Raw genomic sequence first — 19378 nt, forward strand, 5'->3', positions numbered from 1 at the left:
AGACCCTCTTGACGGGGCGATCAGGGAAGCGTAGATTGTTCAACAACAGAAGGATTGTTCAACAATCTAAGGCCATGTAGGCAGCCCGCACCGGATGTTGGCACTGCTCCACTAAGGCCGAACCGAAGCGGAATGGTCAGGAGAATAAGCCGTGAAGAAGAGGATCCTGGTGGCGGAGAAGCGAGCCTGCGGAACAAGGCGGGCGTCCACACCACGGCAACAAGGAATGCATTGGGAACTGCCCGGTCCCGGGCAATTCCCAATGGGAACATACATCTCGTTGTCCGAGAGCGAGCTCTTTCCCGGTGATTCGGGCCCCGGCTTGCCTCGGCCCAACCAAAGAGCCTGAAAGTGCTTCTTGCTCACTGCTAGTGCTCGAAGGCAAGTGCTTCCGTTCACCACGCCTCGTCAAACTCGATTGGAACAGACCCCCAGCACCACCACGTAGGCCGGGGGCTTGATGAGTCCTCGCGGGGTCTTGTCAGCACGCCTTCAAGCGCCGAAAATTGCGATGGACGGGCACTGCTGTCTGGGGCGCGTCTAGGCGTGTTCCGTGCGCGGCCTCGAGTTCCCTTCGAGGAAGCCGAATGAGTGCTGAGACGTTTGCGATCAGACACTTCTCAGGGCTTACCGGATGCCCAAGACCTATACAACGGGGATTGCCACGTTGTAGGGATACGCCATCAACGAGGGCTGATTCTTGCTCTCTAAGACAATTCCCCAGTAATTGTTCAACAACATCTTGCTTAGATTGTTCAACAGTCAGTAGAGTGATCGGTGACAACCCATTGTGACGCCAGTCACCCACTCCTCCTGGACGGACTCATGGAAACCACGGACACCAACATTAGAATCAAGGCGAGCAGCACCCGCCGCTCCGCTTTGCTCGGCGCCATGTTCCTCATGGCGACCAGCGCCATCGGGCCTGGGTTCATCACGCAGACGGCCGCCTTCACAGTGCAGCTCGGAGCTGCCTTTGCCTTTGCCATCCTCGTCTCGATCCTCGTCGACATCGCCGTGCAGACCAACGTCTGGCGCGTCATCGGCGTCTCCGGAATGCGCGCGCAAGAGCTGGGCAACCACGTCCTTCCCGGCGTCGGCTGGTTCCTCGCCGTACTCGTGTTTGCCGGGGGCCTGGTCTTCAACGTCGGCAACATCGCCGGCACCGGCTTGGGCACGAACGCGATGATGGGCCTGGACCCCAAGCTCGGCGGCGCCATTTCCGCAGTCATCGCCATCCTTATTTTCCTCAGCAAGAAGGCCGGGCTGGCCCTGGACAAGATCGTCGTGATCCTCGGCGCAGTCATGATCCTAATGACGCTGTACGTAGCCATCGTCTCCGCCCCTCCTCTCGGAGAAGCGCTGAAGAACACCGTGCTCCCGGAGGAAGTCGACTTCCTGGTCATCACCACCCTGATCGGCGGCACCATCGGGGGCTACATCACCTACGCCGGCGCCCACCGCATGCTGGACTCCGGTGCTACGGGCGTCCGCCACGTCAAGGAAATCACCCGCAGTTCCATCCTGGGCATCATGGTCACCTGTGTCATGCGCGTACTGCTCTTCCTCGCCATCCTGGGCGTGGTGGCCGGCGGCGTGACCCTTGCCAACAACAACCTGGCCGCCTCCGCCTTTGAAGCAGCCGCCGGCGAAATCGGCCTGCGAATGTTTGGCGTCATCCTGTGGGCAGCCTCCATCACCTCGGTGATCGGCGCAGCGTTTACCTCGGTCTCCTTTGTCACCAAGTCCACCACGCCTGAACGCAAGCGCAACCTGATCACCGTGGCGTTCATTGCCGTCTGCGCCGTGGCCTACCTCCTGATCGGCCAGCCGCCGCAGCAGTTGCTGATCTTCGCGGGCGCGTTCAACGGGCTCATCCTTCCGGTCGGTTTCGCCGTCCTGCTCTGGGTGGCCTGGCGCCGCCGGGATCTTCTGCACGGCTATGCGTACCCGAAGGGACTCCTGATCATCGGTGCCCTGGCGTGGCTGTTGACTCTGTTCCTCGGCTGGAATTCGCTCGCCGGCCTGTCCAAGCTCTGGGTCTAGGAGGCTAAGGTGACCATCTCCCCGAACTCCCCTGCCGCCGTCGTTCTTCCCGAAAATCCGGCAGCACTCCCGCCGGCCGAGGCACGGGCGCTGTTCCGCGCCGGGCTGGTGACGCCAACCTCCGGGTGGAGCGCCGGTTATGCCCAGGCCAATCTGATCATCGTGCCCAAATCGCAGGCGTTCGACGTCCTGCTGTTTGCGCAGCGAAACCCGAAGCCGTGCCCCATCCTCGGAGTGCTCGACGCCGGTGAAACCAGCGGCGCCCTGCTCGCCGGCGGTGACGTGCGCACCGATGTGCCCAAGTACGCCCTGTACGAAAACGGCGTGAAGGTGGACGAACCAACCGACATCAGCGGTCACTGGCGCGATGACCTGGTGACATTCATCGTGGGCTGCAGCTTCACGTTCGAAGCCGCGCTGCAGGAGAACGGCATCAGAGTGGCGCACATCGACCAGGGCGTGAACGTGCCGATGTACCGGACCTCGGTCCGCTGCGAACCGGCCGGCGCCATGGCCGGGCCCCTCGTGGTCTCCATGCGCCCCATCCCGGCGTCACAGGTGGCCGACGCGGTGCGCGTCACCTCCCGGTACCCGGCCGTGCACGGAGCCCCAGTGCATATAGGGAACCCGGCGGAACTGGGGATTCCGGACCTTTCCCGGCCCGACTTCGGCGACCCCGTCAACATCCCGGACGGCCACATCCCCGTGTTCTGGGCGTGCGGCGTCACGCCGCAGGCCGCCGTTATGGAGTCCCGGCCCGCGCTGGCCATCGGGCATGCACCGGGGCATATGCTCATCACCGATGCCAAGGACAGCTCGTACCTGGTGCCGTAGGCTGCCTGCCAACAAGCCAGCGCCGCTGGTCCTGAGGGACCCGCGGCGCTGGCTTGTTGGCTTGTTAGGAAGTGGTCTACGTCGTGCTGGCTTCGGGCTCGGCGGAAACGGCGGCCCCAGCGGGAACGGCCGGCCCGGCGGACTCGGCGGGAACGGCGCCGATGTGTACCAGAAGTTCGTGCTCAGCAGCGTCAAGGTACCGGCGGAGCTCGGCGGCCGCCTCCTCGCGCTTCCCGGCACGGATCTGCGCCACCAGGGCGATGTTCCGCTCTACGTAATGGCTGTGGAAGTCCGGCGTGGTGGCCATGGCATGGAACACCAGGCGCATTTCGGCCAGGACCTTTTCCATCAGCTCCTGCAGTGAAGCACTCCCGGAGAGGCCCACCAGGGCCTTGTGCAGCTCCTGGTTGGCGTCCGCCATGCCCTGCACGGAATTTGCGGCCTTCGCTTCCCGGGCCCTGGCGATGATGGAATCGAAGCTGTCCAGCGCCTCGGCAGAGGCCTCACCCCACAGGACGGCGGCGGGCTCGATCAGCCGCCGCACCCGGTAGATTTCCCGGACGTCCTCGGCCCCCGGCGCGGCAACATAAACGCCCCGGTTCGGAATGCGCTGCACCACGGACTCGCCTGCAAGGACCGTAAACGCCTCGCGCAGGGTGTTCCGGGAGACACCAAGCGCCTCCGACAGCTTCTGCTCGGACAGTTTGGTCCCCGGCGGCAGTTGCCCGGCGGAGATGCGCGAACGCAGCACTCCGGCAACCCAGGCGCCTGTATGGGCGTGGGTGGCGTGGCCGCCCTCGGCGAATCCTTGAAGTGCAGCGTTCATCGGCATCGTTCCAATCTATCTAAATATTGGCCCTTCTACCCGATGCTCGCCGGGCCTACCCGATGCTGGCCAGGACTTCTCCACGTCCGACGGCGGTTCCCGGCGCCTGCTGGCCCCGGGTCAGGGTGCCGCTGCGGTGAGCCGGCACGACGGTTTCCATCTTCATCGCCTCAAGCACGGCGATGGGCTGTCCGGCCTGCACGGCGTCACCGGTCTCGGCGAGCCACTTCACGAGCGAGCCGGACATCGGCGAGGCGAGGTCGGCGTCGTCCTCTGCTTCTGCGTCAGTCGAGTGGTGACCGGCGGATCCTCCCCCGCCGCTCATCAGGGCTTCGTAAAGCCGGGCCGGAAGGCCCAGCTGGACGGCCTTGCCGTCCAGCTCCACCGTGATGGTGTTCCGGGCGGCTTCCGGTGCGCTGCGCGCGATTTCCGGCGATGCGGCAAGGGGTTCAGCAAACTCGTTCTCAATCCAGGTGGTGTGGACGCCCAGGCCGTCCTCCGCCGTGAACGCCGGGTGGCGGACCACGGCACGGTGAAACGGCAGGACGGTGGGAAGCCCCTGGATTCGCATCTCGTCCAGCGCGGCCCTTGCGCGGCGGAGTGCCTGAGGCCTGTCCTCGCCGTGGACGATCAGCTTGGCCAGCAGGGAGTCGTACTCGCCCGGGACCACGGAACCGGAACGGACGCCGGAGTCGACGCGGATACCGGGGCCGGTGGGGGCTTCGAAGACTTCAACGGTGCCGGGGCCCGGGAGGAAGCCCCGCGCCGGGTCCTCGGCGTTGAGCCGGAATTCGAAGGCGTGGCCTCTGGGCTCAGGGTCCGAGGTCAGCGTCAGGACTTCGCCGGAAGCGATCCGGAACTGCTCGCGGACCAGGTCCACGCCGGACGTCTCTTCCGTCACGGGGTGCTCCACCTGCAGGCGGGTGTTGACCTCCAGGAAGGAGATGATCCCGTCCTTGCCCACGAGGAACTCGACGGTCCCGGCCCCGTGGTAGTCAGCCTCCCGGCAGATTGCTTTGGCCGACTCGTGGATCACGGAGCGCTGTTCGGCCGTGAGGAACGGAGCCGGTGCTTCCTCGACGAGCTTTTGGTTGCGGCGCTGCAGCGAGCAGTCGCGGGTGCCGAGAACGACGACGTTGCCGTGGGTGTCGGCGATAATCTGGGCCTCGACGTGCCTGGGCTGGTCGAGGAACCGCTCAACGAAGCACTCGCCGCGGCCGAACGCGACGGTTGATTCGCGCACGGCGGACTCGAATGCGTCTTCCACGTCCTCGAGCCGTCGGGCCACTTTCAGCCCTCGGCCGCCTCCGCCGAAAGCGGCCTTGATGGCCACCGGCAGGCCGTATTCCTGGGCGAACGCCAGTACTTCCTCGGCGTTTGCCACCGGACCGTCGCTGCCCGGCACCAGCGGGGCTCCGGCGCGGACGGCGATGTCCCGCGCCGTCACCTTGTTGCCGAGATCCCGGATGGACTGGGCGGAGGGGCCGATCCAGGTCAGGCCGGCGTCAATGACCGCCTCGGCAAAGTCGGCGTTCTCGGAGAGGAATCCGTAGCCGGGGTGGACGGCGTCCGCGCCGGCCCGGCGGGCCACGCCGAGCAGCTTGGCGATGTCGAGATAGGTCTCGCCCCCGGTCGTTCCGCCGAGTGCGTAGGCCTCGTCCGCGGCCCGGACATGCAGGGCGTCAGCGTCCGGGTCGGAGTACACGGCCACGGACTGCAGCCCGGCGTCAGAGCAGGCGCGGGCGATCCGCACCGCGATCTCGCCGCGGTTGGCAATCAGGACTTTTTTCATGACGGGTTTCCTTCGGGGGCGGGGCCGGCATCGCCGGAGTTAGGGCTAGTGGGGGCTGCGAGGGGTTCAAGGCTCTGGGGGTCCACCACGGTAAAGCGCACGTGGTGGCCCGGCGGCAGTTGCGCGGCTGTCGGGAGATCCTCAGGTATGACGACGGCAATCACCGGATAACCGCCCGTAACCGGATGGTCTGCAAGGAAGAGGACGGGTTCTCCGCTGGGCGGGACTTGGAGCGAACCGACTACCGCGCCTTCGCTTGGCAGCTCGCCGCCGCGGCTGCGTTCCAGGACGCTCCCGTTGCCGGTGCCACTGCGGGGTGTCAGCCGCAGGCCGATGCGATTGGATTGTTCGGTGACAACCCAGTCCTGGCCGGTGAGCGTTTGCACGGCGCTGTTGTCGAACCAGTCGTCACGCGGTCCGAGCGTGACGCGCAGGCGGGCATGGGTTCCGTCCAGGCGAAGAGTCGAGGATTCAGGCGAGCCAACCAGCTGGAAGGGAGGCACGGGGCCCACCGGCAGCCGCGTGCCGACGTTCAACGGAGCGGGTCCTACGCCGGACATCGAGTCAGTGGAACGGCTGCCGAGAACCGGTGGAACGTCCACTCCACCCCGAACAGCGACATAGGTTCGCAGCCCGGTCTTCGGCACACCCAGACTCAGCACCTCGCCGTCGAGAAGGGCGAACGGGGCGCACAGGGAAGGGTGGCGTGTGGTGGCAGGCGATGAAACGCCAGGTGCTCCGGGCGTCAGGGCCCGGCCAGCCGAAATAGTCAGGGGCACCGGAGCGCCGGTGACGGCCAGTACTTGGTCACCGATGGCGCGCAGGGCCAGGCCTCCAAGAACGTTCTCAACGACGGCTGAAGTTGCCTGGTTGCCCACCAGCCGGTTGGCTTGCCGTGCCGACTGTTGATCAGCAGATCCTGCCGCCGACACTCCCAGATCGCCGAGTCCGGGTCTGCCGAGATCCTGGATGAGTGACTGCAGGCCGGGGGCCTCCACCAGGAGGCCCCCGCGCTCGGACTCTGCTGCCACGTCAGGCTCTGCCCCCTGGGTGCCATCTAAGATTTTGGGCGCCCCGAGCGCGGAAAGGTCGATAGCCTGACGCGCGGCAACGTACCGCACGGTGTCTCCGGGACGTACCAGCGCCGGGGATACACGGCCAAGGTCCCACATAACCGCCGTCGTATGCCCGATCAGCTGCCAGCCGCCTGGCGACTGGCGGGGATAGACGGCGGAGAATTCGCCTCCCAGTGCAACGGAACCGGCTGGGACCGCGGTGCGGGGAGAACTCCGCCGGGGCACAGCCAGTCGGCCGTCTTCGCCCGCAAGGTAGGTGAATCCCGGCGCGAAGCCACCGAAGGCCGCGGTCCAGCACTGGCCGGTGTGAGCGGCCACGACGCCATCGACACCTAGGCCCGTTAGCCGCCCCACCTCTGGCAGGTCTTCGCCGTCGTACACCACTTCGATTGTGACCTCTCGGCCGCCGCCGCGGCCCGCCGAAGCGAGGTCCAGTTGCGGGACGGCGGCCGACGCGGCCCTGGCTTCGGCCGCCGTAGCGAATTTGAGCAGCACCGTGGCTGCCGCGGCGACGGCGTCAAGCTGCCCCGGCAAGGGTTCAGCGATCAGACGGGCGTGGAGCGCCAGCACGGAGTTGAGGTCTGTCAGTTCAACCAGGAGTGCGCGGGGCCCTGCCTGACGGATGCCTTCGATGCTCATACGAATGTCCTGATAGCGACGCCTGCGTCTTCCAAGCCTTGGCGGACGGCGCCTGCCATGGCGACGGCGCCGGCGGTATCGCCGTGGACGCAGATGCTCTCCGCGTCCATGCTCAGGACGGAGCCATCGAGGGCAACAACCTTTCCTTCGGTCGCAAGGAGGACCATATTCTCGGTGATGGCCTGATTGTCGTGAAGCAAGGCCCCTGCTTCCCGCCGTGAAACCAATGTGCCGTCCGGGTTGTAGGCACGGTCCGCGAATGCCTCCCTCACGGCACGGAGCCCGCGCCGTTCAGCTTCGGCAAGCGCTACCGAACCTGGCAAGAGAAGCACTGGCAGCCCGGGACTAAACGCGTGCACGGCGTCGACCACGGCTTTGGCGTGCACCTCATGATGGACGATCGCGTTATATAGGGCTCCGTGGGGTTTGACGTATTTGACCTCCGAGCCGGCTGCGCTGGCCATGGCCTGAAGCGCCGCCAGCTGATAGAGGACGTCATCGGCCAGTTCACTGGCCGAACAGTCGAGGAAGCGTCGGCCGAAGCCGGCCAGATCCCGATAACCAACATGGGCACCAATTGTCACTCCGGCAGTCACGGCTTCGCGGCACGTCCTGGCAATCGTGCTGGGATCGCCCGCGTGGAAGCCGCAGGCAACGTTGGCGCTGGAGACGTGGCCTAATATCGCGGCGTCCTCGCCCAAGGTCCAGTTCCCGAAAGATTCCCCCACGTCACTGTTCAAGTCGATGAAAGGCATGTGATCCCCGTCTCAAAATGGATGTTTTATCCATCATGCCTGATTTCCTCTGATTGTTCAACAATCGGAATCCGGCGTGAGGCGATTCTCGACGCGGAGCCCTATGGGAAGCGCTTCCGTGACGGCGCGCGTCCGGCAGGTTCGCGGCCCGTCCCCGACGCTCCCGCCTAGGAGCAATGGTCTACGACACATCGGTGCTCGAAACAGTGCGTCCAGGGCCCGCTCGAATTAGGCCCTTGACGGTGTGATCTATGTCGCGTAGATTACTCCACTAACAGATTGTTCAACAATCTAGTGCTCGGTGAAGTTTCGACTTCCATATTCCGACCCCGCCTATCCGGCCTATGCACCCACTTGCCAGCCCGCGAGCCCGGACAGACGCGGACCCCCAAGCCCATCCGCTCGCGGATGACATCCACTCTTCATGGAGGATAAATAATGGCCAACCAATCCGTACTGGCCTCCGGGCCCGCCACACCCGTTGTGGGGCGCAAGGACATGTACAAGGCATTCGCGGCAAGCCTGACCGGCACCGCGCTGGAGTTCTACGACTTCGCGGTCTACTCCGCCGCCGCTGCCATCGTTTTCCCGCTGATCTTTTTTCCCGCGTCGGACCCGGTCACAGGCACCCTGCTTGCGTTCTCGACGTACGCAGTCGGGTATATCTCGCGTCCCGTCGGCGGCATCATTTTCGGCCGGCTTGGAGATGAGATCGGCCGCAAGAAGATCCTGGTCTTCACCCTGATGCTGATCGGCGTGGCCACCTTCCTCATCGGTCTGCTGCCCACGTACGACAACATCGGCATCATCGCCCCTGCCATCCTTGTCTTCCTGCGGTTCGCCCAGGGTGTGGGCGTGGGCGGGGAATGGGGCGGCGCGGTTCTGCTGTCGAGCGAATTCGGCGACCCAAACCGCCGCGGCTTCTGGGCCTCGGCGGCGCAGATCGGTCCGCCTGCCGGCAACCTGCTGGCCAACGGCGCCCTGGCCGTACTGACGCTTTCCCTCTCGGAAGAAGCGTTCCTCGAATTCGGCTGGCGGATTGCCTTCCTCATCTCCGCGCTCCTGGTGGCCTTCGGACTGTGGATCCGCCTGAAGCTGGAGGACACGCCCATCTTCAAGGCCATGGAAGCCAGGGGAGACAAGCCCAAGGCGCCGATCAGGGAAGTCCTCACCACCCAGCGCCGGCCGCTCATCGCCGCCATGCTCAGCCGCATCGGCCCGGACGTGACCTACGCCCTGTGCACCGTCTTTACCCTGACCTACGGCATTCAGGAGTTGGGCTTCGACCGCGGCCAGGTGCTCGTGGCAGTACTGGTGGGTTCGGCGTTCCAGCTCTTCACCATGCCGCTTGCCGGTGCCATCTCTGACCGCATCAACCGCAGGCTCGTGTACGGCATCGCGGCCGTGGCCGCCGCAGTCTGGGCCTACCTGTTCTTCATCGTCCTCGACGGACGATCCCCGGTCATGCTTGTGGTGGGCACCGTTCTGGGGCTGCTGTGCCACTCCTTCATGTACGGACCGCAGGCCGCCTTCGTCGTCGAGCAGTTCACGCCGCGGCTCCGCTCCACGGGCAGCTCGCTGGCCTACACGTTCGCGGGCATCATCGGCGGCGCCATCGCACCGTTCATGTTCACCCTGCTGCAGAGCACCTACAACAGCTGGGTCCCGGTTGCCATATACCTCAGCGTCGCGTGCCTGCTGACCCTGGTCGGCCTTGCCCTCGGCCGTGACTCCAACGTCACCGAAGACGAAGAATACCTGCAAACCCCAGGCATGGCCGACGTGGGCGCCAAGTGACCGCAGTCAGAATCACGCGGTTGGCTGTTCCGCGGCTCCCCTCCGACCAGGTTGGCTGTGAAGACGGCTGCCATTACTGCGAGGGACCGGAAACCGACTAGCTCCTATCCACCTCGGATATCCGGTCCGGCCAGACTTTGAGTGATTCCCAACAGAGGAAAGAAGCGCCATGAAGCCCTACCGAGGCGTTGACTGCGGCCGCCCAATCGGTGCTGAAGTCGAGATCCACAGGGGCAGTCAGCTGGTCCGGACCGGGGCGATCCGGGACGCTGTGCCATTACGGACAGGCCTGGAGGGTATCGAGGAATACCTCTACACCCGGTACATCGGCATCGCCGACCCGTACGCCGGATAACAGTCCCTTTCCTGCCGTGACAGGAACTTTCAGACCACCAGGGGCCTCTCATCCTCGCAACTGGGAGGCCCCTGGTTTTCATCATTCAGCGCACAGCGAGACAGAATTCCAAGCCATTGTTGCGGCCGGAGACGATGTCCAGGCTGGAACCCAGCTGGCCACACTTGCCTGAAGCCCCAAAAGTCTCCCTGCCAAGAAAGGAAAAGAAACCCATGAGATTCTCACCGACGTTCACGGTGATCCGCTCCGGCGCAGCCCAGACAACCGCCATAGCTGGCGGCGTTGATGCCCTCGCCGTCAGGCGCAAGATCCTGGCCCTTCAAAAATCGATGGAATCATACGGACTTCCCGGCGTCGAAGAAGTCACATCCATCGGCCGCTCGCTCTTGGTCGACTATGACCCCTCCCAATGGAGCCAGGCATCGATGAAGGCAGCCCTGATCGCACTGGAGTCCACCGTGGCCCGGCCGGAAGACTCCCAACCGCTGCAGCACTTTGACTGGCCCCTCCTGTGCGGGGGCGAAGAAGAGAACGATATCCAGCTGGCTGCCACCGCCAACGGCCTCACCGCCGAGGCATTCCTTACCCGCCTGACCCGCAGGACATACATCATCGAGGACTTCAGCATGCCCGGCGTGTCACCGCAGCTGTTCAGGAGGGACTTCCCCCGTCTGCAGACCGGACACCATCCGCGTGAGAGCCCGCGCAAAGTGCCTCGCGGAGCCTTGACGCTCTCAAGCGAAGGCTTCAGCGTCAAGACGCACGAAATGACGACGCGCGATCTGGTCATCGGGCACATTCCGCCCGAGTGCGTGGCGCCGGAAACAGCGTCATTTCGGGTCGGGGACCGGATACGATTTCGTCAGCAGCAGGAACAGGTCCAGTAAGGAGCTGATCCATGCGGAGCCGCGTAACGGCGCTTCAGGAACCTGCAATGCGCACCAGAACGCACGGAATTCTGTCACCCGCAGCCCATTGCGTCGAATGGACACTTGATGGACTCTGCCGACGGCACCGGTTTTGAGGCACTGGACCATCTTTTCGGCGGTCCTGAAGCCGAAGGCGAAAGCCGGGGCTTCGCCCGGGTCCTAGAGGGCGTTGCGTTCGATGCACTGGCCGATGATGCGCACGCCTTCCGGGAAGGCACCCGGGTTCGGTCCCGAATAGTTGAGCCTGATGAACGGGCCCGCCGGCTCGGCCGGGAACCACTCCCGCCCGGCGGCGATGATGACCCCGGCGCTTTCGCAGTCGCGGGTCAGCCGTTCGAGGTCGGTCCCGTCGGGCAGGCGGGCCCAGAGGTTCAGGCCGCCTTTGGGTACCTGCTCGATGTGCGCCTGCGGGGCATGCTCGCGCATGCTGGTGACCAGGAAGTCGCGGCGTGACTGGAGCTGGTGGCGCAGGCTGCGCAGGTGCGTCTGCCAGCCGGGCTGCGTCACGACGTCGAGCGCCGCCGCCTGGAGCAGGCCACTGACATACATCGACTCGGCCGCGCGGTCCGCGAGGATGCGCTCACGTGCCGGGCCGCGCGCGATGACAGCGGCGATGCGGATGGCCGGGGACACGCTCTTGGTCAGCGAGCGAAGGTACACCACGTGGCCGGAGTCGTCGCGGGAGGCAACGGGCACCGGATTGGTGGTGATGCCGAAGTCGTGCGCCCAGTCGTCCTCCACGAGGAACGCACCCTTCGCGCGCACCACATCCAGGACCTCTTCGCCCCGCCCCGCGGCCCACTGCGCACCGGTGGGGTTCGCGTAGTTCGGCTGGGCGTAAAACAGGCGGGCGCCGGTTTCGTCAAAAGCCCGGGCCAGTTCCGCCGGGTCCGGGCCGTCCGGTCCGCTGGGCACCGGGACAACGCGGACCCCTGCCTGCGCCGCCGCCAGGATGGCGCCCCAGTACGTCGGCGATTCCATGAGCAGGGGCTGCCCGCGGCCCGCCAGGGCGCTGAAGATGGAACTCAGCCCGCTCTGGCTTCCCGGCAGTACGACGACGTCGCTCGGGTTCGGCGGCGTGGTTCCGGCCGGCGTCGAGGCACCGAGTTCATGGGCGAACCAGGATTGCAGTTCCGGCAGGCCGGCGGCGGGCGGGCGGGACACCGCCGCGTCGCCGCGCGCTGCGCGGGTGAGGGCGGCACGCACTAGCCGTTCGGGCAGGAGTTCCCGGTCCGGGTAGCCGGCATGGAAGGCGATGGCGTCATTCGCCACGTCGCGCATGGTGGTGGAGGGCGACGGAAGCGGCGTCAGCGGTGAGCGCAGGGCCGCCGTCTGCCAGCCATAGTCCGATGGCCTGGCAGTGCGGACTGCCCGCACGAACGTTCCCACGCCGGGCCGGCTCTCGATCAGGCCCTGCGCGGTGAGGGTCTGCAGCGCCTTCTGCACCGTGACCGGGCTGGCCTGGTACTCAGCGACCAGGGACCGCGTGGACGGCAACTTGGCGCCGGGCGCGGCCTTGGAGATCCATTCCCGCAGTCGCGTTGCAATCCGGGAACTGCTATCGTTGTTCATGAGAGACAATAGTAGCGCTACTACGCTGATTCGCCCAGTGGTATCGTCCAGTCCGCGCAGCGGACTGTGGTGGGGCCTCCTCGGAGTAGCGGCATTCTCGTTCACCGTCCCGTTCACGCGCGTGGCCGTGGCGGGGCTTTCCCCGCTGTTCATCGGCTCCGGCCGCGCGGTGGTGGCGGCGGCCCTCGCCGTCTTCGCGCTCTCCCTCACCCGGCAGCGCCTTCCTCGCAGGGCACAGTGGGCACGGCTGGCCGTGGTCGCCGCCGGAGTCGTCGTCGGCTTTCCGCTGCTTACGTCATTCGCCCTCACCACCGCGCCCGCCAGTCACGGCGCCGTCGTCATCGCCTTGCTGCCCGCCGCGACGGCAACCGCGGCCGTCCTTCGGGCGCACGAACGGCCGCCTGCAGCCTTCTGGGCCGTGACGGCCATGGGCGCACTGGCGGCGATCGTCTTCGCCTTCGCCCAATCCGGCGGCTTCGGGCAGCTGCACTGGGCGGACCTCCTTTTCCTCGGCGCCGTCGCGGCCGCGGCCATCGGATACGCCGAAGGCGGCCTGCTGGCCCGCGAACTCGGCGCCTGGCAGACCGTCTCCTGGGCTCTCGTGCTCGCATCACCGCTCATGGTGATCCTGACGGCGCTCTCCGTTGCCCAGCAGCCCCCATCCGCGACTCCGGCCCAGTGGACGGCCTTTGCCTACCTCGGCGTCGTCAGCATGTTCCTGGGATTTTTCGCGTGGTACCGCGGCCTAGCCATTGGTCCGCTGGCCCAAGTCAGCCAGGTTCAGCTCGTCCAGCCCGTGCTGTCCATCTGCTGGGCCGGACTCCTGCTCGGCGAGACCCTGACCTGGACCACCATCACCGGAGGCGTCGCCGTCATTCTGTGCGCAGCCGCTGCAGTCCGCGTCCGGCTCCGCCCGCAGCCGGCACCACCGCGCCCCGATGATCTGCACCACGTTCCCTAACGAACCACAGGAAGAGACCATGTACATCCCAGCCCACTTCACTGCCGGCCCCGACGCGATACACAACCTCCTCACCCGGCCGTCCGCGGCCAATCTGGTCACCATGACCCCAAGGGGCCTGCTCGCCACCATGGTGCCTTTCGTCTACGATCCCTCGGTCGGTGAACACGGCGCACTGCAGGGACACCTTGCCCGCAACAACCCTCAGGGCTCTGAACCGGCAACCGGGGAATCACTCGTCATCCTCCAGGGCGCGGACGCCTATATTTCGCCGTCCTGGTACGCATCGAAGGCCGAACACGGACGGGTTGTGCCGACGTGGAACTACTCCACGGCGCATGTGTACGGCAGGCTTGCGATCCATGACGACCCTGCCTGGCTGGGCAACCATGTCAGGCAGTTGACCGATCTCCATGAAGCGGGATCAGAGCGGCCGTGGAGCGTGGACGATGCCCCGGAGCGCTACGTTGCAGGACAGCTGCGCGCCATCGTCGGCATCGAGCTGCTCATCACGAGGATTGAGGCCAAGACCAAGCTCAGCCAGAACCGGCCCGACTGCGACATTGACGGGGTTGTGGCGGGGCTCGGCGCCCTTGGGCAGGCGGAGGCCGCCGCCGACGTCGAACGGGCACGGCGAAACCGCCCTTGACGTCCACGGAGTGCACTGGCAACGTCGTGTCCACCGGCCGCGAAGCAGCAGCCGGAATTCGGAGAGGCGGTACCGAGGAATGGGACAGGAGCCGGCGAATGACATCCGCATTGTGCCCGCGAATGAAGCGTCCTGGGATGACCTGAAGGCCGTCATGGGCACGCGCGGTGAGGCTTCCCGCTGCATGTGCCAGTGGTTCAAGATCCGGGACAAGGACTGGAGATCCGTTCCGGTCGAGGAGCTCGCCGCGCGCCTGCACGCGCAGGCAGGGCGCGGGAACCCCGACGCCAGGGCGACGAGCGGTCTCATCGCCTACCTCGGAGGCGAGCCCGCCGGTTGGTGCGCCGTGGAGCCCCGTACTGCCTACATCCGCATGCTGCGCATGCGCGTCCCGTGGGCCGACCGGAACGAAGACAGGACCGACGACGCCATCTGGGCAGTAACCTGCTTCGTCACCCGCACGGGCTTCCGGCGCCGGGGTGTCAGCCGCGCGCTGGCAGGCGCCGCCGTCGAGTTCGCCCGCGAGCGCGGCGCCCGGGCCATCGAGGGCTACCCGATCGTTACCCGGCCCGGGCAGGAGTACTCCTGGGGCGAGCTCTATGTCGGCAGCAGCGGGATCTTCACCGATGCCGGGTTCTCGGAGGTCAGCCGGCCCACTCCGCGGCGCGCCGTGATGCGGATCGACTTCCCTTAGCGGGTTTTCGCGGCGCGCCGCGCCTGTTCGCCGGGGAGCCAAGAGCGGCGCTCCGTTTTGCGCCGCGAATAGTAAGCATGCTTTGCTTACCGGGTAAGCATTACTCCCGCAAGCAGTTCGCGGCGGGGCCCGCCCAAGCCGGCAGCCCCGTGAAAAGCCCAAAGGAATGAACATGATTACCCTGAACGAACGCCCGGACGCCACAAAGAAGACAGCGTGGGCGGGCTGGGCCGGCGCTGCCGCCGGCCCAGGCGATGAAACGCTATCAGCCCTGGACACCGGGCTGATGACCACCTTCAGCTCCCGGGTGCACTGCCGCAGGCCCATGGAGCTGGTGGACCCGAATGAGGTTTCCTCGCGCCAGCCGCTGCACGTGGACGGGCTTTCCTTGGGCCAGCCGGCCCCGGCCGAGCAGCCGGTCACCTACCGCTGCCAGTGCGGCTTCACGATGGACGAAGCCGCCGTCCGCGACTACGCCGCCGCCAGCTGACACATGCGCGCATGGCCGCTGTGGCTTCGAAACCCAGCAGCGCTCAAACGTAGCTCGGAACCTCCAGGCTCCGGAACTCCGAACCCTGGAAGATGAGCGGGTCACGGCTGTTGTCCCGGACGGCGGTCCCGTGGACACGGAGCAGGACAACCGTGTGGTCCCCGGCCGGGACTTCGCTCTCCACCGAGCAGTCCAGCCAGAGGCCGGCGTCGTCCAGGAAAACGGCTCCCGGCTCCGTGGCGGTGAGCCCCACACCGGCGAACCGGTCCGCGGACTTCGACGCAATCTGCCGGCACACCGCGCTTTGCGAAGCGGCGAGGACCGAGACGCCGATCCGCCCGCCGGCCCGGACCAGCGGCCAGGTCCTCGAGATGTTCTGCACGGCAAACATCACCAGCGGCGGATCCAGCGAGACGCCCACGGTGAAGGTGGATGCAACAATCCCCTGCGGCACCCCGTTCACGAGAGTGCACAGCGCTGCCACCCCGGACGGGACGTGCCCGAAGGCTTCCCGCAGGGAGGCCTGGTCCAGGTCACGGCTCAGGACGCTATTCGACGGCTCACGGTTCGGATACAAGGAGCTCTCTTTTCGTCAGGTCTGATGGGGCGGCGTTTTCCGCATGGGCGCCGCCTGCGTGGGCGGGCGCATGGGCGTTTTCCGCATGGGCGTTCTCCGGCCGGGCCAGACCGTAGTGCTCGCGGAGCGTCGTGCCGGAGTAGCTGTGGCGGAAGAGGCCCCGGGTGCGCAGGATCGGGACGACGTGGTCCACGAACGCGTCCAGTCCGGACGGAAGCACGGGCGGCATGATGTTGAAGCCGTCCGCCGCCCCCTTCTCGAACCAGCCCTGGATGGCGTCGGCAACCTGTTCGGGTGTGCCGGAGAAGGTCCGGTGGCCGCGGCCGCCGCCGAGCCGCCCGATGAGCTGCCGGACTGTAAGGCGTTCCCTCCGGGCGAGGTCCACGATCAGGGTGTACCTGCTCTTGGCCCCCTCGATGGCGTCCTCGGAGGGGAGGTCCTCCGGCAGCTGTGCGTCCAGCGGAAGGGATTCCGGGGAAACCCTCAGGACACCGGCCAACTGCTTCCGCGCGTGCTCGGGGTGGATGAGGTCGTCGAGCTGCCGTTCCAGACGGCGCGCTTCGTGCTCTGTGGATCCGATGATGGGGACGATGCCCGGCAGGACCTTGATGGTCTCAGGATCCCTTCCGACGGCGGCGGCCTTCTTTTTCAGGTCAGCATAGAACCGCTGGGCTTCCGGCAGGGTCTGCTGCGCGGTGAACACCGCCTCGGCGTACCGGGCCGCGAAGTCCTTGCCATCCTCTGAAGAGCCGGCCTGAACGATGAGCGGATGGCCCTGCGGCGGCCGCGGCACGTCCAGCGGCCCCTGGACCCGGAAGTACCGCCCGGCGTGGTTTACTGCGCGGACACGGGAGCCGTCCGCCCAGAGCCCGGCAGCCTTGTCCCCGACGGTGGCGCCGTCCTCCCAGCTGTCCCAGAGCTTCCGCGCCACGTCCAGGAATTCGGCGGCCCGCTCGTAGCGGCGCCAGTGTGCCGGCTGGTCCTCCAGTGAGAAGTTCCGCGCCGCCGCTTCGCCGGCGGTTGTCACCACGTTCCAGCCGGCGCGCCCGCCGCTGATGTGGTCCAGCGAGGCGAAGCGCCGGGCAAGGTTATACGGATCGTTGTACGTGGTGGAGGCCGTGGCGATCAGCCCGATTCGTTCCGTGACGGCCGCAATGGCGCTCAGCAGCAGCGTAGGCTCGAGCGTGCCGTACGGGCGCTGGCGCACGTCGCCGTGCAGCACGGGCGAGTCGGCGAAGAAGATCGAATCAAAGGTCCCCCGTTCGGCCGTCTGCGCCAGACGCTGGAAATGCGCCAGCTGCGTGCCCGCAAAGCTGTCGGTTTCGGGCAGCCGCCAGGACGCCTCGTGGTGCCCGGTGCTCATGAGGAAGGCGTTCAGATGCAGCTGGCGCCCGCCGTCGGCCGCTTCACGTTTGGATGCAGTCATGGGTTGGTTCCTTACCGTATGGGAGTGGGCGCCGTTAGGCGGCTTGCGATCCGACAGCGGTGCGCCAGCGGGAGAAGTGGCGTTCGACGGCGACGAGCAGGTAGTTGACCAGCAGGCCGAGCAGCGAGACGGTCAGGATTCCTGCGTACATCTCCGGGATGAGGAAACTCATCTGTGAGTTCACGATCAGGTATCCCAGGCCCGCCTTGGCCCCGACCATCTCGGCCGCGATGAGCACGAGGATGGAGGACGTTCCGGCCATGCGGATTCCGGTGAAGATGGTAGGTACCGCCGAGGGCAGGATGACCTTCTGGAACAGCCGGAAGCTGGACAGTCCGAGCGAGCGGGCCGCCCGGATGAGCAGCGGATCCACCGTGCGGACGCCGGCGATGGTGTTCAGCAGCACGGGGAAGAACGCCGCGTAGGCCACGATGCTGATCTTGGAGGTTTCCCCGATGCCAAGGAGCAGCGTGAAGACCGGAAGCAGCGCCAGGGCGGCCGTATTCCGGAAGACCTCCAGGAGCGGATTCAGGAACCTGTCCAGGGACCGGTACCAGGCAACCAGCAGCCCCAGGGCCACGGCCGCCACCACTGCGATGCCGAAGCCGCTGGCCGAGCGGCTCAGGCTTGCCGCCAGGTGGTTCTGCAGCTGGCCCTTCTCGACGAGGGATGCCAGGGCTTCGAGCACCACATGCAGCGGCGGGAGGAACACCCGCGTGGAGGCGGGTGCCAGATACGTGGGGCCGAGCTCCCACAGCAGCAGGAACAGAAGGATGGCACCCGATGCCCAGAGGATGCGCCCCGCGTGCCGGGCGCCGGAGCGGAACCTGGCGGCGGCCACCTTTGGTGGCCCTTCAACCGGCCGGTTCCCTTGTGCGGCGTCCGCTGTGGCGGCTGAAGGGCCCGAGGTATCGGCCGCGGTCTGCTGGTTTTTGGTCAGGGTGGAAGTGCTCATCATGCTGCCTTTCCGGTGGAGGGGACCGGTGCCTCGTCAGGGGCTGAACCGTCCGGCTGGATCTTCGCGTGGCCGGCCTGCTGTGCCCGCCGGACCTCGTCGTGCAGGAGCGACCAGACCTGGTGCCGGTGCTCGACGAACGCCGCGTTGGAGCGGACGTCCTCATCCCCGGACCGCTCGCCCAGATCGATGTCCACAATCTGTTTGAGCCGGCCCGGACGGGAACTGAGGACCGCGACGCGCTGGCCCAGGTAGACGGCCTCGTCAATGCCGTGGGTGATGAAGATGATGGTCTTGCCCGTGGTGGACCAGATGCGCAGCAGTTCCTCCTGAAGCTGCTCGCGGGTTTGGGCGTCGAGCGCCGCGAAGGGCTCATCCATGAGCAGGACGTCCGGCTCATAGGCCAGGGACCGGGCGATCGCCACGCGCTGCTTCATTCCGCCGGACAGCTCGTGCGGGTACCGGTCCTCAAAACCGCCCAGGCCCACGAGCTCCAGGTATTCGCTGGCCCTGCGGGCACGGTCCCTCCGGCTAAGGCGTTTCCCGTCGCTGCCCGGTCCTTCGAGGCCGAAGGAGACATTCGCGGCGGCGGTCCGCCAGGGGAAGAGGGCGTACTGCTGGAAAACGACGGCGCGGTCCCGGCCAGGTCCCGTGACCTCCCTGCCGTCCACGAGAACCCTGCCGCTGTCCGGTTTGCTCAGGCCGGCAAGCAGGTCGAGGAGCGTGGTTTTGCCTGAGCCGCTCGGGCCAACGAGGGTAACGAATTCCCCCGCGGAAACGTCGAGGGATATTCCGTCGAGGGCAGTCAGGACAGACCCTTCCGGATTCTCTTTGGTTGGCCTGACGGTGAATTTTTTGGTGATGTTCTGCAGGCTGATTTTCGGTATGGGGCCGGTACCGGAGGTCATGGATGGGTTCCCTTCAGCAGGTCGTCTGGCGTCGTCGTAGTGCCGGTGGTTGGCTCGTGTCCACCATCAGAGCAGAGATGAATCCGGGGCTGAAGAG

At 66.3% G+C, this 19378-nt stretch carries 18 protein-coding genes; 9 read left to right on the plus strand and 9 right to left on the minus strand.

Annotation, left to right across the window (positions count from 1 at the left end):
* Positions 1-825 precede the first annotated feature (825 nt).
* Positions 826-2046 (plus strand): NRAMP family divalent metal transporter, encoded by a 1221-nt coding sequence (locus tag AC5RUM_RS03135; RefSeq protein ID WP_494033555.1) that lies wholly within the window; start codon positions 826-828, stop codon positions 2044-2046.
* A gap of 15 nt (positions 2047-2061) precedes the next feature.
* Positions 2062-2880 (plus strand): putative hydro-lyase, encoded by an 819-nt coding sequence (locus tag AC5RUM_RS03140; RefSeq protein WP_494033879.1) that lies wholly within the window; start codon positions 2062-2064, stop codon positions 2878-2880.
* Between the two features lie 76 nt (positions 2881-2956).
* Here AC5RUM_RS03140 and AC5RUM_RS03145 read toward each other — a convergent pair whose 3' ends face one another.
* From AC5RUM_RS03145 to AC5RUM_RS03160, 4 genes are read right to left on the minus strand one after another with little or no spacing between them, the layout of a single operon-like run.
* Entirely contained in the window at positions 2957-3712 is a 756-nt protein-coding gene (locus AC5RUM_RS03145; RefSeq protein WP_494033556.1) for a GntR family transcriptional regulator, read from the minus strand.
* A gap of 49 nt (positions 3713-3761) precedes the next feature.
* On the minus strand, positions 3762-5498 hold the full coding sequence (locus AC5RUM_RS03150) for an acetyl/propionyl/methylcrotonyl-CoA carboxylase subunit alpha (RefSeq protein ID WP_494033557.1): 1737 nt from the start codon (positions 5496-5498) through the stop codon (positions 3762-3764).
* On the minus strand, positions 5495-7213 hold the full coding sequence (locus AC5RUM_RS03155; protein ID WP_494033558.1) for a 5-oxoprolinase subunit B/C family protein: 1719 nt from the start codon (positions 7211-7213) through the stop codon (positions 5495-5497). The genes AC5RUM_RS03150 and AC5RUM_RS03155 overlap by 4 nt, the downstream gene beginning before the upstream one ends.
* Positions 7210-7968 carry a LamB/YcsF family protein gene (locus AC5RUM_RS03160; RefSeq protein ID WP_494033559.1) on the minus strand — a complete coding sequence of 253 codons (759 nt, stop codon included), beginning with the start codon at positions 7966-7968 and terminating at the stop codon, positions 7210-7212. Before AC5RUM_RS03160 ends, AC5RUM_RS03155 begins: the two co-directional genes overlap by 4 nt.
* 438 nt (positions 7969-8406) lie before the next feature.
* Here AC5RUM_RS03160 and AC5RUM_RS03165 point away from each other — a divergent pair, with 438 nt between their 5' ends.
* The 3 genes from AC5RUM_RS03165 to AC5RUM_RS03175 all read left to right on the plus strand — a co-directional run bounded on the left by AC5RUM_RS03165 (position 8407) and on the right by AC5RUM_RS03175 (position 11007).
* Positions 8407-9765, plus strand: coding sequence for an MFS transporter (locus AC5RUM_RS03165; RefSeq protein WP_494033560.1), 1359 nt, complete (start codon positions 8407-8409; stop codon positions 9763-9765).
* 169 nt (positions 9766-9934) lie between these two features.
* A complete protein-coding gene (locus AC5RUM_RS03170; protein ID WP_494033561.1) occupies positions 9935-10120 on the plus strand; it encodes a hypothetical protein in 186 nt (61 codons plus the stop codon).
* A 212-nt stretch (positions 10121-10332) separates the two neighbouring features.
* Entirely contained in the window at positions 10333-11007 is a 675-nt protein-coding gene (locus tag AC5RUM_RS03175; protein ID WP_494033562.1) for a carboxyltransferase domain-containing protein, read from the plus strand.
* A 201-nt stretch (positions 11008-11208) separates the two neighbouring features.
* On the opposite strand, the gene AC5RUM_RS03180 is transcribed toward AC5RUM_RS03175, so the two are convergent.
* The gene (locus AC5RUM_RS03180) at positions 11209-12621 is read right to left on the minus strand and encodes an aminotransferase-like domain-containing protein (protein ID WP_494033563.1); all 1413 of its coding nucleotides are present in this window, start codon (positions 12619-12621) and stop codon (positions 11209-11211) included.
* Here AC5RUM_RS03180 and AC5RUM_RS03185 point away from each other — a divergent pair.
* The 4 genes from AC5RUM_RS03185 to AC5RUM_RS03200 all read left to right on the plus strand — a co-directional run bounded on the left by AC5RUM_RS03185 (position 12620) and on the right by AC5RUM_RS03200 (position 15415).
* Positions 12620-13582: a DMT family transporter gene (locus tag AC5RUM_RS03185; protein ID WP_494033564.1), complete on the plus strand. Its 963-nt coding sequence runs from the start codon at positions 12620-12622 to the stop codon at positions 13580-13582. The two genes, AC5RUM_RS03180 and AC5RUM_RS03185, sit on opposite strands and share 2 nt — an antisense overlap.
* A gap of 19 nt (positions 13583-13601) precedes the next feature.
* The gene (locus AC5RUM_RS03190) at positions 13602-14231 is read left to right on the plus strand and encodes an FMN-binding negative transcriptional regulator (protein WP_494033565.1); all 630 of its coding nucleotides are present in this window, start codon (positions 13602-13604) and stop codon (positions 14229-14231) included.
* 79 nt (positions 14232-14310) lie between these two features.
* On the plus strand, positions 14311-14925 hold the full coding sequence (locus AC5RUM_RS03195) for a GNAT family N-acetyltransferase (protein ID WP_494033566.1): 615 nt from the start codon (positions 14311-14313) through the stop codon (positions 14923-14925).
* 172 nt (positions 14926-15097) lie between these two features.
* The gene (locus tag AC5RUM_RS03200; RefSeq protein WP_494033567.1) at positions 15098-15415 is read left to right on the plus strand and encodes a hypothetical protein; all 318 of its coding nucleotides are present in this window, start codon (positions 15098-15100) and stop codon (positions 15413-15415) included.
* Positions 15416-15458: 43 nt separating this feature from the next.
* Here AC5RUM_RS03200 and AC5RUM_RS03205 read toward each other — a convergent pair whose 3' ends face one another.
* Genes AC5RUM_RS03205 through AC5RUM_RS03220 form a run of 4 tightly spaced genes read right to left on the minus strand, consistent with a single transcriptional unit; the run spans position 15459 to position 19281 of the window.
* Positions 15459-15992 (minus strand): flavin reductase family protein, encoded by a 534-nt coding sequence (locus AC5RUM_RS03205; RefSeq protein WP_494033568.1) that lies wholly within the window; start codon positions 15990-15992, stop codon positions 15459-15461.
* The gene (locus AC5RUM_RS03210; protein ID WP_494033569.1) at positions 15976-17418 is read right to left on the minus strand and encodes an LLM class flavin-dependent oxidoreductase; all 1443 of its coding nucleotides are present in this window, start codon (positions 17416-17418) and stop codon (positions 15976-15978) included. Before AC5RUM_RS03210 ends, AC5RUM_RS03205 begins: the two co-directional genes overlap by 17 nt.
* Before the next feature lie 34 nt (positions 17419-17452).
* Entirely contained in the window at positions 17453-18373 is a 921-nt protein-coding gene (locus AC5RUM_RS03215; RefSeq protein WP_494033570.1) for an ABC transporter permease, read from the minus strand.
* On the minus strand, positions 18373-19281 hold the full coding sequence (locus AC5RUM_RS03220; protein ID WP_494033571.1) for an ABC transporter ATP-binding protein: 909 nt from the start codon (positions 19279-19281) through the stop codon (positions 18373-18375). The genes AC5RUM_RS03215 and AC5RUM_RS03220 overlap by 1 nt, the downstream gene beginning before the upstream one ends.
* Positions 19282-19378: the final 97 nt, after the last annotated feature.

It is taken from the genome of Arthrobacter sp. B2060 (assembly GCF_059090445.1).

Excerpts from the sequence above, each read along its gene's own strand:
- AC5RUM_RS03135 (WP_494033555.1), top strand. The coding sequence starts at position 826 with ATGGAAACCACGGACACCAACATTAGAATCAAGGCGAGCAGCACCCGC.
- AC5RUM_RS03145 (WP_494033556.1), bottom strand. The coding sequence starts at position 3,712 with ATGCCGATGAACGCTGCACTTCAAGGATTCGCCGAGGGCGGCCACGCC.
- AC5RUM_RS03150 (WP_494033557.1), bottom strand. The coding sequence starts at position 5,498 with ATGAAAAAAGTCCTGATTGCCAACCGCGGCGAGATCGCGGTGCGGATC.
- AC5RUM_RS03155 (WP_494033558.1), bottom strand. The coding sequence starts at position 7,213 with ATGAGCATCGAAGGCATCCGTCAGGCAGGGCCCCGCGCACTCCTGGTT.
- AC5RUM_RS03160 (WP_494033559.1), bottom strand. The coding sequence starts at position 7,968 with ATGCCTTTCATCGACTTGAACAGTGACGTGGGGGAATCTTTCGGGAAC.
- AC5RUM_RS03165 (WP_494033560.1), top strand. The coding sequence starts at position 8,407 with ATGGCCAACCAATCCGTACTGGCCTCCGGGCCCGCCACACCCGTTGTG.
- AC5RUM_RS03170 (WP_494033561.1), top strand. The coding sequence starts at position 9,935 with ATGAAGCCCTACCGAGGCGTTGACTGCGGCCGCCCAATCGGTGCTGAA.
- AC5RUM_RS03175 (WP_494033562.1), top strand. The coding sequence starts at position 10,333 with ATGAGATTCTCACCGACGTTCACGGTGATCCGCTCCGGCGCAGCCCAG.
- AC5RUM_RS03185 (WP_494033564.1), top strand. The coding sequence starts at position 12,620 with ATGAGAGACAATAGTAGCGCTACTACGCTGATTCGCCCAGTGGTATCG.
- AC5RUM_RS03180 (WP_494033563.1), bottom strand. The coding sequence starts at position 12,621 with ATGAACAACGATAGCAGTTCCCGGATTGCAACGCGACTGCGGGAATGG.
- AC5RUM_RS03190 (WP_494033565.1), top strand. The coding sequence starts at position 13,602 with ATGTACATCCCAGCCCACTTCACTGCCGGCCCCGACGCGATACACAAC.
- AC5RUM_RS03195 (WP_494033566.1), top strand. The coding sequence starts at position 14,311 with ATGGGACAGGAGCCGGCGAATGACATCCGCATTGTGCCCGCGAATGAA.
- AC5RUM_RS03200 (WP_494033567.1), top strand. The coding sequence starts at position 15,098 with ATGATTACCCTGAACGAACGCCCGGACGCCACAAAGAAGACAGCGTGG.
- AC5RUM_RS03210 (WP_494033569.1), bottom strand. The coding sequence starts at position 17,418 with ATGACTGCATCCAAACGTGAAGCGGCCGACGGCGGGCGCCAGCTGCAT.
- AC5RUM_RS03215 (WP_494033570.1), bottom strand. The coding sequence starts at position 18,373 with ATGAGCACTTCCACCCTGACCAAAAACCAGCAGACCGCGGCCGATACC.
- AC5RUM_RS03220 (WP_494033571.1), bottom strand. The coding sequence starts at position 19,281 with ATGACCTCCGGTACCGGCCCCATACCGAAAATCAGCCTGCAGAACATC.